The following is a 24,059-nucleotide window of genomic DNA, read 5'->3' as shown; positions in this document are numbered from 1 at the left end:
CGAGAATCGGCGCATGCGCGTGTTTCTTGGTAGCGACCATGCCGGGTACGAACTGAAAGAGCACCTCGTCGCCTGGTTGAAGGACAATGGCCACGAGCCCGTCGACTGCGGCGCCTTCACCTATGACGCGGTGGACGACTACCCGCCGTTCGTGCTGCGTGCCGCCGAGCGGACGGTCGCCGACCCCGCGTCCCGGGGCATCGTGATCGGAGGCTCCGGCAACGGCGAGGCCATCGCCGCGAACAAGGTCGAGGGCGTCCGCGCGGCCCTGGTGTGGAGCGAGGACACCGCCCGCCTGGCCCGCGAGCACAACGACGCGAACGTCGTCAGCCTCGGGGCGCGCCAGTACTCCGTGGAGGAGGCGACCCGCTTCGTCGAGATCTTCCTCGGCACCGCGTACTCCGAAGAGGCCCGGCACACTCGCCGCATCCGCATGATCAGCGACTACGAGAGCACCTCCGAGCTGCCGTCCCTCCCGAACGAGTCCTGACGCCGGACGAAGATCACGAGCGTCCCTCCGACCGGAGGGACGCCCGCCCCCTGCGGACGGCTGAGTTCTCGCCCTGCGGCCTGGGGGCGCGCTCGCCCCTGCGGCCGGTCGATGTCTCGCCTTGCGGCCGGAGGGCGCAATTGCCCTGTAGCCGACCGAGATCTTGCGGCTCGGGCGCGCACTCGCTCTGCGGCTGGGCGGGATTCGTGGCTTGCGGGTGGGCGGGGTCAGGTCATGGGGCTCCTTCCGGTGGGGGCTGGTCGCCGGTCGAGGGGTCGTCGGTCAGGGGGTTCTGCGGGGCCGGACGGGGGCCTCGCTTGCCCAGGCGGCGGCGTTCGTTCTTGGCGGCCCGGGTGCGCCGGGGCGGGTCGGCGGGGACGGACGGCGTGGCGGCGGCGCCTTCGGGCGCCGGACGGGAGATGTCGCGGGCGCGCATGGCGGCGTCCACGGTGATGCGCATGCTCGGCTGGGTCATGCCGGGAGCTCCCTCGGTCGGGTCTCCGTCCATTGGACACCGTCCGGCGGGGGGTGCCGCAAGGGGCGCCCCCACCTGTGGATAACCCCGTCACCCGCGTGTCGCGGGCCGGTTGCGATCCGTGGTCGCGGGCGCGGATGTCCGGCCGCCGATCCGGATGCTCGGTACAGTGCCCAGGTCATGCTTCAACGTCTGGTGCACCTGCTGCCGCCGCGAGTCCGCGCGTTCCTGCGCCGGATTCCGGTGCTCGTGGCGCTGTACAGGTGGCTCCGGCGGGGAAAGCTCTCGCGGGATCGCTACATCTTCGCGGTCCTCGCGCTGCTGGCCGTCGTCCTCGGGCTCGGGGCGGTCGAGTCGCAGCGGTGGTCGCCGTCCGGGGCGCTGGTGCTGACGCTGCTCGGCGGCGGTCTGCTCCTGCGCGTGCGGACGCTGGCCGTCCTGCTCGGGGTCGTGGCCGTGATGGTCGCCTACGACGCGTGGCGGGCGCCGAGCAGCACCGGGCCCGGCATCGTCGCGACGCTCGCGGTCACGGGCGTCCTCGCGGTGACGCTGGCGCGGACGCGGCAGCAGCTCGGCGTCATGGGGCTGCGCGGCGACTCGATGCTCCTGGAGCTGCGCGACCGGCTGCGCAGCCAAGGGGAGATGCCCGCTCTGCCCGGCGGCTGGGACACGCAGGTCGTCATGCTCCAGGCGGGCGGGTCGTCCTTCGGCGGTGACTTCGTGGTGTCGGCGCTGCACGACGGCGTCCTCGAAGTCGCCCTGGTAGACGTGTCGGGCAAGGGCACGGACGCGGGCACCCGAGCGCTCATGCTCTCCGGCGCGTTCGGCGGACTGCTCGGGTCGGTGCCCACGGAGCGGTTCCTGCCGTCGTGCAACAGCTACCTCCACCGGCAGAAGTGGGACGAGGGGTTCGTCACCGCCGTCCATGTGGTGATCGAGCTGGAGACGGGGGAGTACACGGTCGAGTCGGCCGGGCATCCGCCGGTCGTGCAGTTCGACGCGGGCAGCGGGACGTGGCAGGTCAGCCCGGCGAAGGGCGTCGTCCTCGGGGTGATCCCCGACCTGGCGGCCACGCCCGAGCGCGGCCGGCTGCGTCCCGGCGACGCGCTGCTGCTCTACACCGACGGCCTGGTCGAATCGCCCGGAAGCGATCTGGACGCCGGTATCGACCGCCTGCTGGGCGAGGCGGAGCGGCTCGTCCCCAACGGGTTCCGCAAGGGCGCGCGCGAACTGGTCGAGCTGATGGCCGCCGAACGCGACGACGATTGCGCGCTCATCCTGATCTGGCGCACCTGACATGCGCACTTGACCACGCGCACTTGACCACGCGCCGTGAGCATGCGCACCTGAGCATGCGCACCTGACCGTCGCCTAGTGGCCGTGGTGTTTCTTGTGCTTCCGCTTGGGCTTGTGCTTCGGCTTCGGTTTCGGTTTGGGCTTCGGCTTGGCCGTGGGTGTGGAGGGCTTCGCGGACGGAGCCGAAGCCGGAGGCGGTGACGAGACGCTCGCCGCAGGGGACGTCGGTTTCGGCGGAGGCGCGGCATCGCTTTTGTCGTTGTCCGACAACCCGAGGACCAGGGCTCCGACGAGGACGGTCGCAGCCGCAGCGCCCACTCCCGCGAGGACGCGCGTCCGCATGTGCGAAGGCGCTTCTTCCTCGGGCACGGGCGTGAAGACCTGCGTGTGGGCGTTGTCCGGAATCGCGGTGAAGGCTTGGGTGTGTGCGGTCGGATCGTCTTCCTCGTGCGCGCGCGGGGGAGCGGCGAAGCCTTCAGCCTCGGTCGCGGTCTGCTCCACCAACGACATCAGCAGTTCGGACGCCGTGGGCCTGGCGCTCGGATCCGGTGCGAGCGCCGAGCGGACGGCGGACAGCAGTTGCGGAGGCAGACCCGCGAGATCGGGCTCGTCGCTGGCCGCCCGTAGGGCGATCTCCGGTGCCGGGCCGTCGCCGAAGGGGAGCCGTCCGGTGCCCGCGTACGCGACGAGGCATCCCCAGGAGAAGACGTCCGCGGCTGAGGAGACGGGGCCGCCCGCGATGACTTCCGGAGGCATCCAGCCCGGCGTCCCGAGGACGGTCCCGGACGTGCTGACCGAGCCCTGCGACCCCTGCGTGCGCGCGATGCCGAAGTCGATGACGCGGCATCCGGAGAGCGTGAGCATCACGTTCGCCGGTTTGAGGTCGCGGTGGACGAGCCCGGCGGCGTGGATCGCGGCGAGCGCCGTCGCGACGCCGACCGCGACGCCGTGCAGGTCGGCGGCGGGCAGCGGACCGCCGGACGCGATCCGCTGCTGGAGCGAGATCCCGGCGACGTACTCGCTGACGATGTACGGGCGCCCGGCCTCCTCGCCGTGCGCGAGGACGCGGGCCGTGCAGAACGAGGCGACGCGTCCGGCGAGCAGCGCCTCGTCCCGGAAGCGGCGCAGGAACCTCGGGTCGTCCGCCAGGTGCGGGTGGATGGTCTTGACCGCGACGCGCGCGCCGGTGTTCGGGTCCTGGCCGAGGTAGACGGTGCCCATGCCGCCCGCGCCGAGGCGGCCGAGCAGCGGGTAGGCGCCGACCGCGCGCGGGTCGGCCGGTTCGAGCGGCGTCACGCCCTCGGAGGCGTCCAGCGGCAGGTCGGGGACCAGGTCAGGGGTGGGGTCCGGCGCGTGCCGGGGCGCGGGGCCCGGGTCGTGCTCGGGGGTGGGGTCCGGTCTGTGCTCGTCCATGCCGTCCCCCGGCCTCCTTCGTCGCTCGCGGTCCGGCGCGCGCCGGACGTCCCGGCCCAACATGGTGCCCCATCCGCACGAAACCGCGAAACGTGATCGTCATCTGGATGTAGCAGCCAGTGCACGAAGATCGGGCACAGTGGGAACCAGTTCGGCGACCGTCCGCTCCGGCGGTACCTCCTCGGCGCGGTGCGGGCGGGCGGTCGGCGGCACCGAAGACGATGTCCGCGCGGACGGGACCCCAGGGGTGGGAGGCCCCGGCCGCGCGGACATCGACCCCGCCGATTCCCTATAAAACAAGTTGACTTTATGGGAAATCGGCGCCAGGATGGTGATCGCGAAGTCGGGGCTCTTCGAGGCCCTCCCCGCCGTTGGGGCGCTCTTCCGGCGGGGCGCACGGTGGTCGGGACGGTGACGGCACGGCCCGTCCCGACCACCGGCATCTCCCTCTCGCGCGTCTTTCCGCACGTCAACCGGCCAATGGCCGGGTCGGCGACGCCGGCGGCCACGTCCCGCACAAGATTTCTTAAGGCGATCATCCCGGTACGGCCAGCCCGCGCGCGGGGGGTGGCGTCCGGCCGCCGCAGGGCGCAGCGTGATCCTTTCGGGCGGTTGCAGACCGCGAGAGGCGGCGACGGGGAGGACGCGGGGAGATGCCGGGGCGCTGGCCACCGGGGAGCTGGTCACTGCGCACGCGGGTGACGGTCGCCGCGACGCTGGTGGTCGGCCTGCTCCTGGTCGCCGGGGCGGTCGGCTTCTACGCGACGCTGCGGCACGCGGTCTACGCCTCGCTGCACGCCCGGGGCGCGAAGGCCGTGAGCGCGCTCGCCGGGACCGTCCGCGCCTCCGATCCGCGCGGCCCCGGCGCGCTGCACCCGGGCGACACGGGCTTCCTGCTGCTCCAGGTCCTGGACGACCGGGGACGCGTCCGCGCGGCCAGCGACGAGATGGCCGGCCGTCCGCCGCTCGCCGACCTGCGTCCGGACGCCTCGCACCCCACCCGCGCCGGACGGACCACCCTCGCCCGCGAGGAGGTCTACGTCGTGGCCACCCGCGTCCGGACGCGGCACGGATGGCGGGTGCTCTACGCGGGCGCGCCGATGCCCGGCTTCTCCCGCTCGCGCTCGTACTTCACCGGACTCCTGGTGCTCGCCGTGCCGCTCGGGCTGCTCATGGCGGCCGTGTCGGTCTCGCTGGCCGTCCGGCGCGCGTTGCGGCCCGTCCGGAAGATGAGCGCCGAACTGGCCGAAGTGACCGGATCGGGTCCCGGCCGGATGCGGCGCGTCACCGTCCCGGTGACCCACGACGAGATCGCGCAGCTCGCGGCGTCCGTCAACGTGACGCTGCACCGGCTTGAGCAGACCGTCGTGCGGCAGCGCCAGTTCGTCGGGGACGTCTCGCACGAGCTCCGCAGCCCGCTCACCGGCCTGCGCGCGCAGCTCGAGGTCGCGCTGGAGCATCCCGAGGACGAGGACTGGCCCGCCGTCGCCCGCGCCGCCCTGAACGACGCCGACCGGCTCCAGCGCATCGTCACCGACCTGCTCCTGCTGGCCAAGCTGGACGCGGGCGTCCCGCTCGACCGCGAGCCGGTGGACCTCGGCGACCTCGCCCGCCAGGAGGGCGCGCGGCCCCGCCGCGTCCCGGTCGAGGTCACCGCCGAGGACGGCGTGGTCGTCCTCGGCGCGCGCGGCCCGCTGCTGCGCCTGATCACGAACCTGCTGGACAACGCCGCCCGGCACGCGCGCACGGGCGTGACCGTCACCGTCGCGTCCAGCGGGTCCGACGCCGTCCTCACCGTCGCGGACGACGGCGACGGCATCCCGCCCGCCGACCGCGACCGCGTCTTCCAGCGCTTCCAGCGCCTCGCCGAGGGGCGCAAGCGCGACAACGGCGGCTCGGGGCTCGGCCTGCCCATCTCCCGCGACATCGCGCACGCGCACGGCGGCACGCTGGTCATCGCCGACACCCGGACCGGCGCCCACCTCGTCCTCACCCTGCCGCGCGCCGGAGCCCCGTCCCCGCCCCCGCGGACCCCGCGACCGGCCCGCTGACCCCGCGCCGGACGGGGGCGGGAGGGGCACTAGCCTGCGGGTTATGAGCGCGCCGCTGGATCGTCCCGACGCCGCCGGGCTGCTGCGCCGGGTCCTTGATCCGGGCGGCTTCGAGTCCTGGGACGTCCCGCCCTCGTACGGGACGCTCAGCCCGTCGTATGCGGCCGACCTCGCGCGGGCGCGCGAGCGGAGCGGACGTGACGAGGCCGTCGTCACCGGATCCGGGCTCCTCCGCGGACGCCGCGTCGCCGTCGTCGTCTCCGAGTTCGCCTTCCTGGCCGGATCGATCGGCGTGGCGACCGCCGACCGGATCGTCTCGGCCGTCGAGCGCGCCACCGCCGAGGGGCTGCCGCTCCTGGCCGCGCCGGCGTCCGGCGGCACGCGGATGCAGGAGGGCACGATCGCGTTCGTCCAGATGGCGCGGATCACCGCCGCCGTCATGGCGCACCGCGCCGCGGGCCTGCCCTACCTCGTCTACCTGCGGCATCCCACGACCGGCGGGGTGCTGGCGTCGTGGGGCTCGCTGGGCCACCTCACCGCCGCCGAACCGGGAGCCCTGATCGGCTTCCTGGGGCCGCGCGTGTACGAGACGCTGTACGGCAAGCCGTTCCCGTCCGGCGTCCAGGTGGCCGAGAACCTCGCTGCGAAGGGGCTCCTGGACGCCGTCGTAGGCGTGGACGACCTCCCCGAAGTCGCCGCCCAAGCCCTCGACACCCTGTCCACCGCCCCCAAGCCCGCGCCCACCCCCGCGCAGCGGACGGTTCGTACCGAGATGCCCGTCCCGGCTGACGGCGAGGCCGACGAGGTGTCGGCTTGGGAGTCGGTCGAGCGGTCGCGGCGCCCGGATCGTCCCGGAATCCGCGAACTGCTGCGGTACGGGGCGTCCAGCGTGACGCCGCTGTCCGGGACGGGCGACGGCGACGCCGATCCGGGACTGCTCCTCGCGCTCGCGCGGTTCGGCTCGGCGTCCTGCGTCGTGATCGGCCAGGACCGGGCGGCGCAGCGCGTCGGACGGCCGCTCGGCCCCGCCGGGCTGCGCGTCGCCCGGCGCGGTATGCGGCTCGCCGCCGAGTTCGGCCTGCCGCTCCTGACCGTCGTGGACACGCCCGGCGCGGCGCTCTCGCCGGAGGCCGAGGAGCGCGGGCTGGCGGGCGAGATCGCGCGCTGCCTCGCCGACCTGATCACTCTCCGGACGGCCACACTCTGCTTTCTGCTGGGTGAGGGAAGTGGCGGCGCGGCGCTGGCCCTGCTGCCCGCCGACCGCGTCCTGGCCGCGCGGCACGCCTGGCTCGCGCCGCTGCCGCCGGAGGGCGCCTCCGGGATCGTCCACCGGACGCCCGACCGCGCGCCCGAACTCGCCGCCGCGCAGCGCGTCCGGGCGGCCGACCTGCGCGCGGACGGCATCGTGGACGCGATCGTCCCCGAACGGCCGGACGCCGCCGACGAGCCGGAGGCGTTCTGCGTGCGCGCCGCCCGCGTCCTGGCGCGCGAGCTTCCCGCGCTGCGCTCCGACCCGTCCGGTCGCAGCCGCCGCTACGCCCGGCGCGCGGGAAGTGGCCTGTAGGGGACGCATCGGGCCGTGCAGGCTGCCGTCCGGCGGCGCGGGGCTTACCGTGCTGAGCACCATGGGAAGGGCGGACGGCGTGCGGAACGAACCAGTGGCCGAGGGCCTCCCGGCGGGCGGCGGCCGGCGGCAGCGGGGGACCGGCATCCGCAAGGTGCCGCTCAGCCGGCCGGAGCGGCGGGCGGAGCTGTTCGACGCGGTGCTCGCACTGCTCTCCGAGGTCGGGTACGAGCGGCTGACCATGGACCTGGTGGCCAGGCGGGCGCGGGTCGGCAAGGCGAGCCTGTACCAGCGGTGGCCGTCCAAGGCGCACCTGGTGGTGGCGGCGATGGAGCGCTACCGCCCCGAGGTGCCGCGGCGGGACGCCGGATCCTTCGTCGAGGACATCCGGCAGCTCCTGACGGCCTACACCGCGAGCTGGTCCGTCCTCGACCGGGGCCTGCTCATCGCGCTGCTGGAGGGCAGCCGCCGGGACCCCGAGCTGGCCCGGCTCAGGCGGGAGCGGCTGGCCACGCCGGTGAAGGACTCGATCGAGGCGGCGCTCGACCGGGCCGTCCGCCGGGGCGAGATCCCGGACCGGGTGGACGCCGGACTCCTCGCGGATCTGCCGTTCGCGGTCATCTTCAGTCATGTCCTTGTAAGGGACGAAAACCCAGGCCCGGGGCTGGTGGACCGGTTTGTGGACGGCATCCTGGCCCCCCTCCTGGACGTCCCGAACTCGCGGGATCCTCGCACATAGAACGAAGCAGTTCTATTTTCGGAGGGCAGGCCGCCCCCGCCCGGCGGACCCGCCGAAGCCGTCCCGCCGGGGGAGAGCGGCGCACGGCGCGATCCACCGAGGAAGGGAACCTCTCCATGCGCGCTCCACTGCCCCCCGCCTCCGCCCAGCCCCCCGCCTCCGCCCAGCCCCCCGCCTCCGCCCAGCCTCCCGCCTCCGCCCAGCCTCCCGCCTCCGTCTCCACTTCAGCCGAAGCCTCCGCCCAGCCTTCCGCCTCCGCCGAACCGTCCGCCTCCGCCCGGTGCCCCGTCTCCGCGGCGGCTGCCGAAGCACCCGTCCTGCCGACCCGGCGCGACGACCCGCTCGACCCGCCGCCCGAGCTCGCCCGGATCCGCAGCGAGGCGCCGATCTCCCCGCTGTCCTTCCCGGACGGCGCGACCGGCTGGCTGCTCACCCGGCACGAGGACGTCCGCGCGATCCTCGCGGACGAGCGGTTCAGCGCCGACCGGGTGACCGCGTCGTCGCCGGTCCGCGGCCGTCCGCCGTTCAAGGAGGAGGACCGCCCGGGGATGCTCCTCACGATGGACCGGCCCGAGCACACGCGGCTGCGGCGCCTGCTCACGCCGTACTTCACGACCCGCCGCATGCAGGCGCTCGCGCCGCGCGTCGAGCGCATCGTCGCCGACCACCTCGACGCGCTGCGTGCCGCCGGGCCGCCCGCCGACCTCGTGCCGTCGTTCACGCTGCCGATCCCGTCGCTGGTGATCTGCGAGCTGCTCGGCGTGCCGTACGAGGACCGGGGCCGCTTCCACGCCTGGTCGGCCGCCGCGCTCAGCCTCACCACGACCGACGCGGAGGTGGACGCGGCGCGGCTGGCGCTGACCGGCTACATGCGCGAGCTGGTCGCCGCCAAGCGCCGCGAACCGGACGACGCGCTGCTCGGCACGCTGATCACCGCCGGCACCGACCTGACCGACGCCGAGCTCACCGGCATCGGCCGCCTGCTCCTGGTCGCCGGGCACGAGACGACCGCGAACATGCTGGCCCTCGGCACCGTCACCCTGCTCACCCGCCCCGACCAGCTCCGCGCGTTCCGCGGCTCGCCGGACGCCGCCGACCGCGCGGTCGAGGAGCTGCTCCGCTACCTGACGATCATCCAGTTCGGCACCACCCGCGTGGCCCGCGAGGACGTCGAGGTCCACGGGCGCCTCGTCCGCGCGGGGCAGACGCTCGTGCTGTCGCTGCCCGCCGCGAACCGCGACCCCGGCCACTTCGACCGTCCGGACGAGCTGGACGTCACGAGGCCGCCGTCCCAGCACGTGGCGTTCGGGCACGGCATCCACCAGTGCCTCGGGCAGCAGCTCGCCCGCGTCGAGATGAGGATCGCGCTGACCGCGCTGTTCGACGGGCTGCCGGGCCTGCGGCTGGCCGTCCCGGCGGACGAGCTGCGGATGCGGCACGACATGGCCATCTACGGCGTCCACGAGCTGCCCGTCCGCTGGGAGGTGTGACCGGGATGCGCGTCGTCGCCGACCGCGAGCGCTGCCTGGGCGCGGGGCAGTGCGTCCTGCACGCGCCGAAGGTGTTCGACCAGTCCGACGAGGACGGCACGGTCGTCCTCGCCACCGACACCCCGCCCGAGGACCAGTACGAGGCCGTCCGCCTGGCGGCCGACATGTGCCCGAACATGGTCCTCTCGATCGAGGAGGACGAGCCCGCCGCCGAAGACCGGTCCACCTGACCGCGGCGAAAGCAGCAGAAGGCCGCCGCGGCTCCAGCCACGGCGGCCTTCCGGCGTTCTCTAGCCGGCGGGCTCTATCGGTGGGCGAGGTCGGCCTCCGCCGGCGCCGGCAGCCCGTAGATCCCGGCGAGGATCTCGTACGAGCGCCGCCGGTCGGCGTGGTCGTGGACCATCGTCGTGACCATGACCTCGTCGGCGGACGTCTCCTTGACCAGCGCGTCCATCTTCTGCCGTACGGTCTCGGGCCCGCCGACGACCTGCGAGTCCTGGCGGGAGCGGATCACCTCGCGGTCCAGCGGCGTGTACGGGTAGGCCTCGGCCTCCTCCGGGGACGGCAGCGGCCCCGGACGGCCCTGGCGCAGCCGCAGGAACGACAGCGCCTGCGGGCGGGCGAGCCGCTCGGCCGTCGCGTCGTCCGCCGCCGCCGTGACCGACACCGCGATCATCGCGTAGGGCTCGGACAGGCCGTCCGCCGAAGGACGGAAGGCCTCCCGGTACAGGGCCAGCGCGGGCAGCGTGTTCTCGGCGCTGAAGTGGTGCGCGAACGCGAACGGGAGCCCCAGCATCCCGGCGAGCCGGGCGCTGTAGCCGCTGGATCCGAGCAGCCAGATCGGCGGCCGGTTGCCCGCCGCCGGGGTGACGGTCCCGCCGTCCTCGAAGTAGGCGCGCAGCTCGTGGACCTGCTCGGGGAAGTCGTCCGCCGAGAGCGGGCCGGGGGTGCGGCGCAGCGCCCGCGCGGTCGCCTGGTCGGTGCCGGGCGCGCGGCCGAGGCCGAGGTCGATCCGGCCTGGGAACAGGCCCTCCAGCGTGCCGAACTGCTCGGCCACGACCATCGGCGCGTGGTTGGGCAGCATGATCCCGCCGGAGCCGACCCGCAGCCGCGAGGTGGCCGCCGCGACCTGCCCGATCAGCACGGCCGTCGCCGAGGAGGCGATGCCCGGCATCCGGTGGTGCTCGGCGAGCCAGTAGCGGTGGTAGCCGAGGTCCTCGGTGTGCCGGGCGAGGTCGAGCGTGTTGCGGAGCGCCTGCGCGGACGTCGAGCCGGACGCGACGGGCGCGAGATCGAGCACGGAGAACGGGAGACTCATGCTCAGTGCCAACCCGCGCCCGTCCGCCCGTCTTCCCGGCCGGAAGAGCGTCGCTCCTCACATCACCCCGTCAGGGCCGCCGGGACGGCAGCGCGAGAGTGGCCACGAGCGTGATCGCGGCGAAGCCGACCAGCCACCAGAACGTGGAGCCGAACGCCTGCCCACCCGGATGCCCGGCCTCGCGTCGTTGCAAGATCACGAACAGCAGCGCGCTGCCGAACGAGCCGCCCATCTGCTGGAGGATGCGCAGGGCCGTCGAGGCGCGCGGGATGGCGTCGGGGGCGACGCTCCGCATCCCCGCCGTCAGGATCGTCACGAGGAGCCCGCCGATGCCCGCGCCGTACAGGACCTGCGCGAACCCGGTCGTGACCGCGCCCGTGTGGGTGTCCAGGCGGGTGAAGATTAGGGCCCCGGCTCCGGTCAGGACGGTCCCGGCGACGGCGAGCAGCCGGGCCGGGACGCGGTCGGCGAGCAGCCCGTTGACGGCCAGCGCGACGCCCATTCCGACCCCGAAGGGGATCATCATCAGGCCCGTGTGCAGGGCGTTCTCGCCGCGCGCCTGCTGGTAGTAGAGCGGCAGGAGGCCGAGCGCGCCGAACATCAGGGCGGTCGCGAGCAGGATTCCGGCGGCCGGTGCGGCGAAGCGGCGCGAGCGGAACAGCCGGGGATCGATGATCGGCTCGACGCCCGGCCGCAGCGCGTGCGCCACGAACGCCGCGAGCAGGACGATCCCGGCGGCCAGCGCGACGATCACGCGGGCGGAGCCGAACGACCCGAGCCGTCCGATCTCGGCGCATCCGTACACGAGGGCGGCCGAGGCCGCGGCGAGCAGGACGAGGCCGAGCACGTCCAGCGGCGCCCGTCCCGGACCCCGCCCGGATGGCCCCGTTCGCCCGGACGGCACGGCGCGCGGCGAGAGCACGAGCGCGGCGGCGCAGACCGGGACGTTCACGAAGAAGATCCATCGCCAGTTGAGGTCGCTGACGATCCAGCCGCCCAGCACCGGCCCGAGGACGGGCCCGAGCAGGGACGGCACGGCGATCGCGGCGGTCATCCTGCCGAGCCGCTCGGGCCCCGCCTCGCGCGCGGCGATCGCGTGGGCGAGCGGCAGGATCAGCCCGCCGCCGAGCCCCTGGACGACCCGGAACGCGATCAGCGACCAGATCGACCAGGCCGCCCCGCAGGCGACCGACCCGGCGAGGAACAGCGCCAGCGAGGTCATCCAGACCGCGCGGGCCCCGTACCGTTCCATGCCCCAGCCCGCGACCGGGATGACCACGGCCATCGCGAGCATGTAGCCGGTGGTGACCCACTGGACGGTGCTCAGCGTGGTGTCGAAGCGGCGCAGCAGCGTCTTGGTGGCGATGCCGGTCATCGTCATGTCGAGCTGCATCATCAGCGAGGCGAGCATGATGACGCCCGCGAGCCGCAGCAGCGCGGGGGAGAGCCGCCGCGCGTCGGGTGGCGGCGGGCTGAGCGTGGTCTCTGCCATGTCCTGTTCTCCAGTTCGGAGGGAGGCGCAGTAAATATTTACTGCGCAGCGGATACGGGACGGGCTGGGCAGGGGGTCTCAGGGAGAGCGATATGCGGGGCGGTCAGCGGTCGCGGGCGCCCATGCCGTACAGGAGCTGGTCGATCGCGAGTTCGCGCTGCGCGGCCCGGTCGGCGGGGATGCTGCCGGGGTTGAACTCGCCGAAGCGGTCGACGAACACGTTGGTGGAGATGACCGAGCCGATGACCGATCCGTAGACGACCTCGAACGGGACGTCCGGGGCGAAGATCCCGGAGTCCTGGCCGCGCTCGTAGAGCTTGCGCAGCTCGGCGGGCAGCTCGTCCGGGCCGGGCATGGTCGAGCGCCACTCCCCGGACAGCCACTCGTGCAGCATCACGGCGATCATCTGCGGGACAGTGTCCAGCGTGACGAACAGGCCGCGCAGCGCGTGCCGGACGCCGTCCACCGGTTCCCTCCCGGCGGCCTCGGCCAGCACGGGCCTCCAGAGCTCGCCGGTGCGGCGGCGCAGCTCCTGGACGGTCGCCCGGTAGAGGCCCTCCTTGCTGCCGAAGTGGTGGTAGATCATGCGCTCGTTCACTCCGGCGCGCCGGACGATCTCCTGGACGCGCGCGCCCTTGAAGCCGTGGCGGGCGAACTCCTCGGCGGCGGCGTCCAGCAGTGCGGTCCGGCTGTCGGTCATGAAGTAAATGTTTACTGCAATCCGCCCGCCGCGCAACCCCTGATGCCCGACAAGCCCCTGGATTCCGGATCGTTCGGGGCCGTACGATATGTCCATGCGCGCCTTGATCATCCAGCACGAGTCGTCCGCCCCCGTGGACGGGCTCCAGTCCGCCCTCGCCGCCCGCGGCTGGCAGTGCGAGGAGCACGTGGTCAAGGGCCCCGGGGCCGAGCTGCCCGCGCCCGGCGGCTACGACCTGGTGGCGCCGCTCGGCGCGGCCTGGTCCGCGCACGACGAGGAGACCGCGCCGGTGATCGCGCCCGAGCTGGCGCTGATCCGCGAGGCGCACGCGACCGGCGTCCCGGTGTTCGGGATCTGCTTCGGCGGCCAGCTCCTCGCCACCGCCCTCGGCGGACGGACCGAGCGCGCCGCCCGCGCCGAGTACGGGTTCGTCGAGGTCGAGACCGAGGACGCCGGGCTCGTCCCGTCCGGGCCGTGGTTCCAGTTCCACACCGACCGCTGGTCCGCGCCGCCCGGCGCCCGGACGGTCGCCTGGAACGACGCCGCGCCGCAGGCGTTCGTCGTCGGGCGCTCGCTGGGCGTCCAGTTCCACCCGGAGATCACCCCCGCCGTCCTGGAGCAGTGGCTGAACGGCGGCGGCACGCGCGCGCTGCTCGGCGCAGGGCTCGACCCGGACACGGTCCTCGGCGAGGTCCGTGCCCGGGCCGACGCGACGGCCGCCCTGATGGAGGGCCTGCTGGACGCCTTCCTGGCGAAGGTCGCGACCGCCTAGCGGGACGACCGGGACGCGACGTCGACCAGCTCGGTGAAGATCGCCTGCTGCACCGGATCGGTCCCGGCCGTGTCCTCGGGATGCCACTGGACGCCGAGGAACCAGCCCGTCCCGCCGTCGAGCTCGACGGCCTCGACCGTCCCGTCGTTCGCGTGCGCGACCGGCACCAGCCCGGCGCCGAGGGACTCGGCCGCCTGGTGGTGGTAGCAGGACGCCGTCACCTCCGCCTCGCCGGCGATCTTGGCGAGCAGCGTGCCGGGCGTGACCGCCACCGGGTGGACGACGTGCCGGTGGTCGGGCTCCATGTGCTGGCGGAGCGTCCCGCCGCGCACGGCGTTGACGACCTGGAGGCCGCGGCAGACCGCCAGCAGCGGGAGCCCGGCGGCGAGCGCGTGCCGGGCCACGGCGAGGTCGAAGGCGTCCTGCTCCTCGTCCACGTCGTACAGGGTCTCGTGCTCGTCGGCGACGCCGTAGTGCCTCGGGTGCAGGTCGCCGCCGCCGGGCAGCAGGACGCCGTCGCAGCGCGCCAGCCGGGACGCCACGTCCTCGGGCGCGGCCGGGTGCATCATGAACGGCTCGCCGCCGCCGCGCCACACGGCCTCGGCGAGCGCCCGCGCGGTGACCTCGGCCCGGTACCGCAGCGCGGACGCCGACTCGGAGAACCGGCACGGCAGCGCGATCAAAGGCCTCGGGGCGCGCGCGCTCACAGCTCGATCCAGGTGGTCTTGAGGTCGGTGTACTTGTCGAGCGCGTGCAGCGACTTGTCGCGTCCGTGCCCGGAGAGCTTCACGCCGCCGAACGGGACGCTGTAGTCGCCCTCCTCGTAGCAGTTGACCCAGACCGTCCCGGCGCGGAGGGCGCGCGAGATCCGGTGCGCCTTGGACAGGTCGGACGTCCAGACGGCGGCGGCGAGACCGTAGTCGGTGCCGTTGGCGAGCCGGACGGCCTCGTCCGCGTCCTCGAAGGTCAGCACCGACAGCACCGGCCCGAAGATCTCCTCGCGCGCGATCCGCATGGACGGCGTGACCCGGTCGAACACGGTCGGCTCGACGAAGTGGCCCGGACGGTCGAGGGCGGCGCCGCCCGCGAGCAGGCGGGCGCCGTCGGCGCGTCCGGCGTCCATGTACGACAGGACCCGTTCGCGGTGCCGGGACGACACGAGCGGCCCCATCTCGGTCGCCGGGTCGAGCGGGTCGCCGACGCGCAGCGCGCCCGCGCGCGCGACGATCCGCTCCACGACGCGGTCGGCGACGTCGCGGTGGACGAGCAGCCGGGACGGCGCGGTGCACATCTCCCCGGCGTTGAAGAAGATCCCCCAGGCGGCGGTGTCGGCGGCGGCGTCGAGGTCCGGGGCGTCCGGCAGGATGATGTTGGGGGACTTGCCGCCCAGCTCCAGCCAGACCCGCTTGAGGTTGGAGTCGGCCGCGTAGCGAAGGAAGTGCCGGCCGACCTCGGTGGACCCGGTGAACGCCAGGACGTCCACGCCGGGGTGCTCGCCGAGCGCGCGGCCGGTGACCTCGCCGGGGCCGTTGACGACGTTGAGGACGCCCGGCGGCAGGCCGGCCTCGTCGGCGAGCGCGGCGAGCCGCAGCGCCGACAGCGGCGACTCCTCGGCGGGCTTCAGCACGGCCGTGCAGCCCGCCGCGAGCGCGGGCGCGAGCTTCCAGGTGGCCATCGTGAGCGGGAAGTTCCACGGGACGACCGCCGCGACGACCCCGGCGGGCTCGCGCGTGACGAGGGCGAGCGAGCCGTCCGCCGTGCGCGGGGCCTCGTCCAGACCCTTGTCGGCGATCTCGGCGTACCAGCGCAGGCCGTTGATCGTCGCGCGCAGCTCGATGCCGTCCGCCTCGGCGACCGGCTTGCCCATCTCCAGCGCGATCAGCAGCGCCAGCTCGGCGCGGTCGCGCTCGACCAGGTCGGCCCAGCGCAGCAGCGCCGCCTTGCGCTCGGCGGGCTTCATCCGCGGCCAGGGTCCCTCGTCGAAGGCGCGGCGGGCGGCGGCGACGGCGAGGTCCACCTCGGCCTTCCCGGCGGACGGCACGCGGGCGATCACCGCGCCGTCCCGAGGGGAGACCACGTCGAGGGCGTCGCCGCCCTCCTCGCGCTCCCCTCCGCCGATGCGGTGCGCGGTCGCCGGGACGAGCCGGGCGGCCCGTTCGCGCCACTGCTCGTGGGACATCTCGGGCACGGTCCCTCCTCGGGTCGGAGAAGTCATTTGGTCCCGAATGTTAGAGCGGGGGGTTGACCTCCGTCACTCCCGTCCGGAAACTTATTTGGGACCAAACAACCTGGAGGTGCCGTGGCAACGATCGCGGGTGTCGCCGTCGACACCGGTCACTGGATCGGCGGTGAGCGGGTCCCGTCCGCCGCGACGTTCACCGACGTGTCGCCGATCGACGGCGCGCCGCTCGCCGAGATCGCCTCCGGCGGCGCGCGCGAGGCCGAGGCCGCCGTCGACGCGGCGTACAAGGCGTTCCCCGCCTGGGCGAGGACGTCCCGCGAGGAGCGCGCCCGGCTGCTGCACGCGATCGCCGACGGCGTGGAGAAGCGGATCGAGGAGCTCGCGCAGGTCGAGACGCACGACAACGGCGCGCTGATCCGGTCGCACCGGCGCGGGGTCATGCCGCGCGTCGCGCACAACTTCCGCTTCTTCGCCGACTGGCTGCTCAACCTCGGCCACGAGGACTTCGAGACCCGCGGCCACGCCAACCACGTCTCCTGGGACCCGGCGGGCGTCTGCGCGCTGATCACCCCCTGGAACGCGCCGCTGATGCTCGCCACCTGGAAGATCGCCCCCGCGCTCGCCGCCGGGAACACGGTCGTGCTGAAGCCCGCCGAGTGGACGCCGCTCACCGCGTCCCTGCTCGCCGACATCACCGCCGAGGCCGGGCTGCCGGACGGCGTGTTCAACGTCGTCCAGGGCTACGGCGCGGACGTCGGCGGCCCGCTGACCGCGCACCCCGACGTCCGGCGGATCAGCTTCACCGGCTCGGTCCCGACGGCCCGGACGATCGCCGCCGCGGCCGCCCCGAACCTGACGCCGCTCTCGCTGGAGCTCGGCGGCAAGTCCCCGCTGCTCGTCTTCGCCGACGCCGACCTCGACCTCGCCGTGGACCTCGCGGTCGAGCAGTACGACAACGCCGGGCAGGTCTGCCTCGCCGCGACGCGCCTGCTCGTCGAGTCGTCGGTCGCCGACGAGTTCACGGCCCGGTTCATCGCCAAGGCGTCCCGGCTCAAGCAGGGCGACCCGCGCGACGAGACGACCGACATCGGCCCGCAGATCCACCGCAAGCACTTCGAGCGCGTGGACGGCTTCGTCCAGCGGGCGAAGGCGGACGGCGCGACGGCGTTGATGGGCGGCGGTCCGAACGACGATTTGGGCGGCTTGTACTACCGTCCGACGCTGTTCGCGACGCCCGGTGAGGAGATCGTGCAGGAGGAGGTCTTCGGGCCCGTCCTCACGCTCCAGACCTTCGACACCGAGGAGCAGGCCGTCGCGATGGCCAACGAGACGCGGTTCGGCCTCGCCGCGACCGTCGCGACCGGCTCGTCCGAGCGCGCCGAGCGCGTCACGTCCGCCCTGGTCGCCGGGACGGTCTGGGTGAACTGCTTCTTCGTCCGCGACCTGCGCGCCCCGTTCGGCGGCTCGCGCCAGTCGGGCGTCGGGCGCGAGGGCGGCGACTGGTCCTTCGACTTCTACTGCGATCTGAAGAACACGGTGACGGCCCCATGGGAGAAGTAGTCGGCGCGGGACTGCTCGCGCACGTCCCCACCATCGTCCTGCCGGAGGTGACCCGCCGCGAGCTGAACGGCGGCGAGGACTCCACGCTCGTCGCCGGGCTCGAACGGCTCCGCGCGGACGTCTTCGAGCGCGACGACTACGACACCGTCGTCGTCCTCGACTCGCACTGGGCGACGACCGTCGAGTTCGTCGTCACCGCGCACGACCGCCGCGCCGGGCTGTACACGTCCGACGAGCTGCCGCGCGGCATGTGCCGGGTGCCCTACGACTTCCCGGGCGACCCGGAGCTCGCGCGCGCGATCGCCGCGCACGCCGAGGAGCAGGGCACCTGGATCACCCCGATCGACGACCCGTACCTGCCGATCCACTACGCCACGGTGAACCTGTGGACGTACCTGGGCGTGCGGGACTTCCCGTACCTGAACCGGCCGGGCAAGCGGTGGATCTCGATCGGCGTCTGCCAGACCGCCGACGTCGAGGACAACCTGCGCCTCGGCCGCGCCCTGGCCGCCGGGATCGCCGACACCGACCGGCGCGTGCTGCTCATCGCGTCCGGCGCGCTGTCGCACACGTTCTGGCCGCTGCGGCAGATCCGCGACCACGAGTCCGCCGACCCCGCGCACATCTTCACCGACGCGGCGCGGCGCGCGGACGAGGAGCTCATCGAGTGGTTCCGGAAGGGGGACCACGCCCGCGTCCTGGACCACATGCCGGAGTTCCTGAAGTTCAAGCCCGAGGCCCGGTTCGGGCACTACCTCATGATGATCGGCGCGCTCGGCGAGCGGGACTGCGCCGCTCCCGGACGCCTCTACAGCGAGTACGAGAACAGCGTCGGCACGGGCCAGGTGCACCTCTGGTTCGACCGCCCCGAGAACGGATGGACGTCCCGATGACCGTGGAGTACCGCCGCATCCTGCTGGACGGCGCGGTGACGCGCGTCGTGCGCGACGGCGAGGAGCTGGTGTCGGCCGACGGCCGCCGCGTCCCGGCCGCGGACGCCGTGCACCTGCCGCCGGTCGAGCCGTCCAAGATCATCGCGGTGCACCTGAACCACCGCAGCCGCGTCGAGGAGTTCCAGACCAAGCTGCCGCCCGCGCCGACCTACTTCCACAAGCCGACCTCGGCGCTGAACTCGCACGGCGGCGCGGTCGTCCGCCCCGAGGGCTGCAAGTACCTCAACTACGAGGGCGAGATCGCGATCGTCATCGGCCGCACCGCCCGCAACATCGCGCCGTCCGAGGCCGGCGACCACATCGCGGGCTACACCGTCGCCAACGACTACGGCCTGCACGACTTCCGCGACACCGACGCCGGCTCGATGCTGCGCGTCAAGGGCTCCGACACGCTCTGCCCGCTCGGCCCCGGCCTCGTCACCGGCTGGGACTTCCGCGGCAAGTACCTGCGGACCTACGTCAACGGCGAGATCGTCCAGGACGGCTCGACCGACGAGATGCAGTGGGACATGCACTACCTCGTCGCCGACATCGCCCGCACGATCACCCTCAACCCCGGCGACGTGCTGCTGTCCGGCACCCCGGCCAACTCGCGGCCGGTCTCGCCCGGCGACGTCGTCGAGGTCGAGGCCGAGGGCCTGGGCCGCCTCACCAACCACATCGTCACCGGGCCCGTGCCGATCCGGGACGACTGCGGAGCCCAGCCGACCGAGTCCGAAGAGGTCGTCTCCACGGCCTTCGGCGGCGACTGGGAGTTCCGCGGCGTCCGCGCGCCCCGCCGCTGAGCCCCTTCGTCCCCGTCCGAGAGGAAACACCACCCCCATGAAGATCATCGTGGACATGGACCGCTGCCAGGACCACGGCCAGTGCGTCTTCTCCGCCCCCGACGTGTTCCACCTGAACGACGAGGGCCACCTGGAGTACGACGCGACCCCGGACGACTCCCTCCGCGACGCCGTGGAAGAGGCCGCCGACGTGTGCCCGCTCCAGGCGATCACGCTCGAAGACTGACCGGACGGGACGGGCTGGAGGGATGAGCATGCGGCGGATCGTGGTGGTCGGCGCGTCCATGGGCGGGCTGCGCGCGGCCGAGCAGCTGCGCGCGGCCGGGTTCGCGGGCGAGCTGGTCGTGGTCGGGGACGAGCCGCACCGTCCCTACAACCGCCCGCCGCTGTCCAAGGAGGTGCTGGCGTCCGAGGTCACGCACGCGGCGGTCGCGTTCCGCATGCGCTCCTCGGTCGCGGACGTGGACTGGCGGCTCGGCATGCCGGTCGTGTCGTCCGACCTCGCGGCCCGCACGCTCACCCTCCTGGACGGGTCGTCCCTCGCCTACGACGGGCTGGTCGTGGCGACCGGCCTGCGCCCGCGCCGCCTCCCGCAGCCGGGCCTGGAGGACCGCCGCCACGTCGTCCGCACCCTGGACGACGCGACCCGGCTCCGCGCGTCCCTCGCGCCGGGCGTGCGCGTCGTGGTGATCGGCGCGGGCTTCGTCGGCTGCGAGGTCGCGGCGACCGCGCGCAGGCTCGGCGCGGAGGTGACCGTCGTCTGCGCCGCGCCCGAGCCGCTGATGAGCCCGCTCGGCCCCGACCTCGGCGCGGAGCTGCGCCGCCGCCACGAGGCCGAGGGCGTCCGGTTCCTGCTGGGCCGGACCGTGACCGCCTTCGCCGCGTCCACCCCGCCCGGACCGCACCGGGCCGCCGACGTCGTCCTCTCGGACGGCACGGCCGTCGCCGCGGACGTCATCATCGAGGCCGTGGGCTCCACGCCGTGCGTGTCGTGGCTGGACGGCAACGGGCTCGACCTCTCCGACGGCGTCCTCTGCGACGCGGAACTGCGCGTCGAGGGCCGTCCGGACGTCGTGGCGGTCGGCGACGTCGCGCGGTTCCCCAACCCGCGCTACGACGGCGTGTGCCGCCGCGTCGAGCACTGGTCGATCCCGACCGACACCGCCCGCAAGGCGGCCCGCACGCTCCTCGGCGTCGAGTCCCCGCCCTTCGCGCCGCTGCCGTCCTTCTGGAGCGACCAGTACGACCTGCGCATCCAGTCGTTCGGCGCGCCCGCGCTCGGCTGCGACGACATCCGCGTCCTCGAAGGCGACCTGACGTCCGAGTGCGCCGTCGGCTACCACCGCGACGGCGAGCTGGTCGGCGTCGTCCTCCTGGGCCTCGCCTCGGCGATCCCGCGCTACCGCAAGCTCCTCATGGACGCCTTCGCCGCCGCGGTCTGATCGTTTGACCGCTCCCTGGCACGGCTGAATCCCTGAGGCCGTCAGGACGTGCGGGCGATCACTTCGCGGCAGAAGGCGCCGACGCCGTCCGGGTCGTCGATGTACTGGGACGGCTTGATGCAGAACGTCGTGAAGCCCTGTTCCATCTGGCCGGGGATCGACTCCAGGGCGGGCGCGAGCGGGGCGCACGAGTCGTCGTCGGGGAAGTCGGCGCGGACGCCGCCGATCATTTCGAGCGGCTCGCGGCCCGCCGCATTCAAAGCGCTGGAGAGGCGTTCCGTCTCGTCCTCGGTAGGACGGCCCAACGGGTGGAAGCCGTGCCCGTACTTCACGAGCCGGTCCAGTAGGCGCGGATGGAGGTGCTGGCCGCCGAACCACAGGCGCGGGCCGTCCTCGCGGAAGGCGCGCGGCTCGAAGTACACCTCGTCGAACGCGAAGTGCTGTCCGCGGTGCGACACCGGGCCGCCGCGCCACAGCTTCGCCCAGATCTCCAGTTGCTCGTCCAGGATGGCTCCGCGGCGCTCGAACGGGACGCCGAGCGCCGCGTACTCGTCGCGGCTCCAGCTCACCGTGGGCTGGACGACCAGCCGTCCCTCCGAGAGCAGGTCGAGGGTCCCGATGTCGCGCGCGAGCGCGAGCGGATGCCGCAGCGGCGTGATGACGGCCGCCGCCGCTAGCCGGATCCGCGAGGTGACCGCGGCGATCGCGCTCAGCAGCGGCAGCGAACCCGGCCACGGCATGGAGGGATCCTGGTTGCCGGGGAGCGCGTAGTCGCGCGGATTGCCCATGACGCCGTTCGCGCACGCGTCCCGGCCGAGCACGACGTGCTCGCTGACCATGACGGCGTCGAACCCGGCGTCCTCGGCCTCGCGCGCCCACCGGACGAGGCGCGGGAGGTCACGCCCGCCGGTCAGCGTCCAGTTCTCGCTGAGCACCAGCACGAATCGGGGACCCATGGCGATGATCGTAAGGCGCCAAACCAAGGCTGCCCAGACCCTCGCGGGATCAGAGCCGGGGACGGCGCCCGGAGCGCCGCGGCGGCGGCGGGGAGTCGGCGCGCAGGGCCTTGCGGCGCGCGTCGCCGTCGGCCTCCAGGTGCTCGACGATGGCGCGGAGCGACTGGGCGAGCGTCTTGCTCTCGCCGGGGGAGAGCGGCTCGGCGACGAACGCCTCCTCGGCGTTGAACGCGGGGAACAGCTCGCACATCAGCTCCTCGCCCGCGGGCGTCAGGCGCAGCAGGACGAGCCGCCCGTCGGTGGCGTGCTGGCGGCGCTCCAGCAGGCCCCGGCCCTCCAGCGTGCGGACGACCCCGGTGAGCGTGCCCTTGGAGATGCCCGCCTCCTCGGCGACGTGGCGGGTCTCCATCTCCTCCCAGATCCACACCACCCACAGGACCACGAACGCGGTCCAGGTGAGGTCGGCCTGGCGCAGCACCGAGCCCTCCACGTGCTGCCGGATGGCGGTCGCGGCCCGGTAGATGTTGGAGACGGCCATCATCGCGTCGTGCCGGATGGGCACGTCGCCGAGCCGCCGCTGGATCGCCTGCTCGGTCTCGCCGAGGGTGTGGTGCCCGGTCACGCGCTCTCCATCCGTCTCGGGGGCCGTCCCGCCGCGGAACGCTCCGCCCGGGCCTCGTCAGAACCTACCCTTGTCGGCGCTCGTTTGAATCCGTACGATCGGGCGACCCGGATGTCGTGCGGGGCCGAACGACCCCCCGCGGCCCGCGAGAGCCGTGGGGGCGCCGGACCCGTCCCCGCCACGCCGGCCGCCCCGTGCCGCGCCCAGCCTGGAGCCGCTGATGGCGATCTCAGATGTCGAATCCCCCCTGTCCGCTCCCGCCGACCGCCCCGGACGCCGCATCGGCGTGCCCGGGATCGTGTTCTTCGTCGTCGCCGCGTCCGCGCCCCTGACCGTCGCGGCGGGCGGCATGCCCACCTCGTTCGCGGTGTCGCGGACGCTCGGCATCCCCGCGCTGTACGTGGTGCTGGGCGTCCTGCTCGTCGTGTTCACCGGCGGATACGCCGCGATGAGCCGCTCGATCGCGAACGCGGGCGCCTTCTACGCCTACGTCACCCACGGCCTCGGACGCGTCGCCGGGGTCGGCACCGCGTTCGTCGCGCTGCTGTCCTACAACACCATGCAGGTCGGCCTGTACGGGATCTTCGGCTTCACCACGGCCGACCTGCTGAAGGGCCGGCTCGGCTGGGACCTGCCCTGGTGGGCGGTCGCGCTCGCCGGGGTCGCGGTCGTCGCCGTCCTCGGGTTCCGGCGCGTGGACCTCAACGCGCGCGTCCTCGGCGTCCTGCTCGCCGTCGAGTTCCTGACCGTGCTCGTCTTCGACATCGCCCAGTTCGCGGACGCGCCGCACGGCGTGTCGGCGCAGCCGCTCGGCTGGGCCGCCGTCCGGACCGGCGCGACCGGCGCGGCCATGGTCGCCGCGATGGCGAGCTTCATGGGCTTCGAGGCCGCCGCGATCTACAGCGAGGAGTGCCGCGACCCGCGCCGGACGGTCGCCCGCGCGACCTACATCGCGGTGGGCGTCATCGCGCTGTTCTACGCGTTCACCGCGTGGGCGATCACGATCGGCGCCGGACCGCACCAGATCATCGAACGGTCCGGCCGGGAGGGGCCGGGCGTCATCTGGGGCCTCGCCACCGAGCACCTCGACAAGGCGTTCTCCGACACCGCGCAGTTGTTCCTGGTCACGAGCCTGTTCGCGGCGCTGCTGTCGTTCCACAACGCGGTCGCCCGCTACTTCTACTCGCTCGGACGGGACGGCGTGCTCCCCGCGCCGCTCGCACGGACGCACGCCAAGCACCGCTCGCCGCACGTGGGGTCGGCCACCCAGACCGTCCTCGCCGTCGCGGTGGTCGTGGTGTTCGCGGCGTCCGGCAAGGACCCGGTGCTGACCCTGTTCAACTGGTTCACCAACCTCGGCGCGCTCGGCGTGATGCTGCTGCTCGCGCTGACGTCGGCGGCCGTCGTCGCGTTCTTCCTGAAGGACGCCCGCGGCGAGAACGCGTGGAACCGGCTCGTCGCGCCGGTCCTCGCCGGGCTGGGCCTGGCCGCGCTGTTCGTCGTGTGCTTGCGGAACTTCGACGCGCTGCTCGGCGCGGACAAGAACTCGCCGCTGGTCTGGGTGCTGCCCGGCCTGATCTTCGTGTTCGCGCTGGCGGGCGTGGGGTTCGCGCTCGTCCTGCGGGCCCGGCGGCCGGAGGTCTACGAGCGCATCGGCCGCGGTTGACCCCGTGAACGTGCGAGCGGCGTGCCGGTGGGGTCCACCGGCACGCCGCTCACGGCGTTGATCAGGCGAGCCTGGTCAGGCGAGGCTGGTCAG

General features: G+C 73.7%; 23 protein-coding genes. 14 read left to right on the top strand and 9 right to left on the bottom strand.

What is annotated here, in order from left to right; translation table 11 throughout:
- The first annotated feature begins 13 nt into the window (after positions 1-13).
- Positions 14-490 carry a ribose-5-phosphate isomerase gene (locus ACFPCY_RS28810; RefSeq protein WP_378260144.1) on the top strand — a complete coding sequence of 159 codons (477 nt, stop codon included), beginning with the start codon at positions 14-16 and terminating at the stop codon, positions 488-490.
- 232 nt (positions 491-722) lie between these two features.
- Here ACFPCY_RS28810 and ACFPCY_RS28805 read toward each other — a convergent pair whose 3' ends face one another.
- Positions 723-965 (bottom strand): hypothetical protein, encoded by a 243-nt coding sequence (locus ACFPCY_RS28805; protein ID WP_378260142.1) that lies wholly within the window; start codon positions 963-965, stop codon positions 723-725.
- 180 nt (positions 966-1,145) lie between these two features.
- Between ACFPCY_RS28805 and ACFPCY_RS28800 the strand changes: the two genes are divergently transcribed.
- Positions 1,146-2,261, top strand: a complete 1,116-nt coding sequence (locus tag ACFPCY_RS28800; protein ID WP_378260140.1) for a PP2C family protein-serine/threonine phosphatase — start codon at positions 1,146-1,148, stop codon at positions 2,259-2,261.
- Between the two features lie 75 nt (positions 2,262-2,336).
- Here ACFPCY_RS28800 and ACFPCY_RS28795 read toward each other — a convergent pair whose 3' ends face one another.
- Positions 2,337-3,674 carry a serine/threonine-protein kinase gene (locus ACFPCY_RS28795; RefSeq protein WP_378260138.1) on the bottom strand — a complete coding sequence of 446 codons (1,338 nt, stop codon included), beginning with the start codon at positions 3,672-3,674 and terminating at the stop codon, positions 2,337-2,339.
- Between the two features lie 653 nt (positions 3,675-4,327).
- On the opposite strand from ACFPCY_RS28795, the gene ACFPCY_RS28790 reads away from it, so the two are divergent.
- From ACFPCY_RS28790 to ACFPCY_RS28770, 5 genes are all read left to right on the top strand, one after another.
- Positions 4,328-5,725: a sensor histidine kinase gene (locus ACFPCY_RS28790; protein WP_378260136.1), complete on the top strand. Its 1,398-nt coding sequence runs from the start codon at positions 4,328-4,330 to the stop codon at positions 5,723-5,725.
- 43 nt (positions 5,726-5,768) lie between these two features.
- A complete protein-coding gene (locus tag ACFPCY_RS28785) occupies positions 5,769-7,289 on the top strand; it encodes a carboxyl transferase domain-containing protein (protein ID WP_378260134.1) in 1,521 nt (506 codons plus the stop codon).
- A 79-nt stretch (positions 7,290-7,368) separates the two neighbouring features.
- Positions 7,369-8,028: a TetR/AcrR family transcriptional regulator gene (locus ACFPCY_RS28780; protein ID WP_378260132.1), complete on the top strand. Its 660-nt coding sequence runs from the start codon at positions 7,369-7,371 to the stop codon at positions 8,026-8,028.
- Positions 8,029-8,144: 116 nt separating this feature from the next.
- Entirely contained in the window at positions 8,145-9,518 is a 1,374-nt protein-coding gene (locus ACFPCY_RS28775) for a cytochrome P450 (RefSeq protein WP_378260130.1), read from the top strand.
- 5 nt (positions 9,519-9,523) lie between these two features.
- On the top strand, positions 9,524-9,748 hold the full coding sequence (locus ACFPCY_RS28770; protein WP_378260702.1) for a ferredoxin: 225 nt from the start codon (positions 9,524-9,526) through the stop codon (positions 9,746-9,748).
- A gap of 74 nt (positions 9,749-9,822) precedes the next feature.
- Here ACFPCY_RS28770 and ACFPCY_RS28765 read toward each other — a convergent pair whose 3' ends face one another.
- The 3 genes from ACFPCY_RS28765 to ACFPCY_RS28755 form a co-directional block, all read right to left on the bottom strand.
- Complete coding sequence (locus ACFPCY_RS28765; RefSeq protein ID WP_378260128.1) at positions 9,823-10,836, bottom strand: LLM class flavin-dependent oxidoreductase; 1,014 nt, start codon at positions 10,834-10,836, stop codon at positions 9,823-9,825.
- A 70-nt stretch (positions 10,837-10,906) separates the two neighbouring features.
- On the bottom strand, positions 10,907-12,328 hold the full coding sequence (locus ACFPCY_RS28760; protein WP_378260126.1) for a DHA2 family efflux MFS transporter permease subunit: 1,422 nt from the start codon (positions 12,326-12,328) through the stop codon (positions 10,907-10,909).
- 103 nt (positions 12,329-12,431) lie between these two features.
- Entirely contained in the window at positions 12,432-13,028 is a 597-nt protein-coding gene (locus ACFPCY_RS28755; protein ID WP_378260124.1) for a TetR/AcrR family transcriptional regulator, read from the bottom strand.
- Between the two features lie 94 nt (positions 13,029-13,122).
- On the opposite strand from ACFPCY_RS28755, the gene ACFPCY_RS28750 reads away from it, so the two are divergent.
- Positions 13,123-13,800 carry a type 1 glutamine amidotransferase gene (locus ACFPCY_RS28750; protein ID WP_378260121.1) on the top strand — a complete coding sequence of 226 codons (678 nt, stop codon included), beginning with the start codon at positions 13,123-13,125 and terminating at the stop codon, positions 13,798-13,800.
- On the opposite strand, the gene ACFPCY_RS28745 is transcribed toward ACFPCY_RS28750, so the two are convergent.
- Together ACFPCY_RS28745 and ACFPCY_RS28740 are read right to left on the bottom strand one after the other, a co-directional pair.
- Positions 13,797-14,507, bottom strand: coding sequence for a gamma-glutamyl-gamma-aminobutyrate hydrolase family protein (locus ACFPCY_RS28745; RefSeq protein WP_378260119.1), 711 nt, complete (start codon positions 14,505-14,507; stop codon positions 13,797-13,799). The genes ACFPCY_RS28750 and ACFPCY_RS28745 overlap by 4 nt on opposite strands.
- A complete protein-coding gene (locus ACFPCY_RS28740; protein ID WP_378260700.1) occupies positions 14,504-15,979 on the bottom strand; it encodes an aldehyde dehydrogenase in 1,476 nt (491 codons plus the stop codon). Before ACFPCY_RS28740 ends, ACFPCY_RS28745 begins: the two co-directional genes overlap by 4 nt.
- A 120-nt stretch (positions 15,980-16,099) precedes the next feature.
- Here ACFPCY_RS28740 and ACFPCY_RS28735 point away from each other — a divergent pair, with 120 nt between their 5' ends.
- From ACFPCY_RS28735 to ACFPCY_RS28715, 5 genes are read left to right on the top strand one after another with little or no spacing between them, the layout of a single operon-like run.
- Positions 16,100-17,542 carry an aldehyde dehydrogenase gene (locus ACFPCY_RS28735; RefSeq protein ID WP_378260117.1) on the top strand — a complete coding sequence of 481 codons (1,443 nt, stop codon included), beginning with the start codon at positions 16,100-16,102 and terminating at the stop codon, positions 17,540-17,542.
- The gene (locus ACFPCY_RS28730) at positions 17,530-18,435 is read left to right on the top strand and encodes a 3,4-dihydroxyphenylacetate 2,3-dioxygenase (protein ID WP_378260115.1); all 906 of its coding nucleotides are present in this window, start codon (positions 17,530-17,532) and stop codon (positions 18,433-18,435) included. The genes ACFPCY_RS28735 and ACFPCY_RS28730 overlap by 13 nt, the downstream gene beginning before the upstream one ends.
- Positions 18,432-19,280, top strand: a complete 849-nt coding sequence (locus ACFPCY_RS28725) for a fumarylacetoacetate hydrolase family protein (RefSeq protein WP_378260112.1) — start codon at positions 18,432-18,434, stop codon at positions 19,278-19,280. Before ACFPCY_RS28730 ends, ACFPCY_RS28725 begins: the two co-directional genes overlap by 4 nt.
- Positions 19,281-19,317: 37 nt before the next feature.
- On the top strand, positions 19,318-19,506 hold the full coding sequence (locus ACFPCY_RS28720) for a ferredoxin (RefSeq protein ID WP_378260110.1): 189 nt from the start codon (positions 19,318-19,320) through the stop codon (positions 19,504-19,506).
- Between the two features lie 28 nt (positions 19,507-19,534).
- On the top strand, positions 19,535-20,722 hold the full coding sequence (locus ACFPCY_RS28715) for an NAD(P)/FAD-dependent oxidoreductase (protein WP_378260108.1): 1,188 nt from the start codon (positions 19,535-19,537) through the stop codon (positions 20,720-20,722).
- Between the two features lie 41 nt (positions 20,723-20,763).
- On the opposite strand, the gene ACFPCY_RS28710 is transcribed toward ACFPCY_RS28715, so the two are convergent.
- The gene (locus ACFPCY_RS28710; protein WP_378260106.1) at positions 20,764-21,678 is read right to left on the bottom strand and encodes a TIGR03619 family F420-dependent LLM class oxidoreductase; all 915 of its coding nucleotides are present in this window, start codon (positions 21,676-21,678) and stop codon (positions 20,764-20,766) included.
- A 49-nt stretch (positions 21,679-21,727) separates the two neighbouring features.
- The gene (locus ACFPCY_RS28705; protein WP_378260104.1) at positions 21,728-22,300 is read right to left on the bottom strand and encodes a MarR family winged helix-turn-helix transcriptional regulator; all 573 of its coding nucleotides are present in this window, start codon (positions 22,298-22,300) and stop codon (positions 21,728-21,730) included.
- A gap of 220 nt (positions 22,301-22,520) precedes the next feature.
- On the opposite strand from ACFPCY_RS28705, the gene ACFPCY_RS28700 reads away from it, so the two are divergent.
- Positions 22,521-23,966 (top strand): APC family permease, encoded by a 1,446-nt coding sequence (locus ACFPCY_RS28700; protein ID WP_378260102.1) that lies wholly within the window; start codon positions 22,521-22,523, stop codon positions 23,964-23,966.
- Positions 23,967-24,059: the final 93 nt, after the last annotated feature.

The sequence above is a fragment of the Actinomadura gamaensis genome (genome assembly GCF_042652125.1).
GTDB lineage: Bacteria > Actinomycetota > Actinomycetes > Streptosporangiales > Streptosporangiaceae > Spirillospora > Spirillospora gamaensis.
Note: the sequence above shows the minus strand (reverse complement) of the source record. Positions and strands in the feature narration are given on the sequence as shown.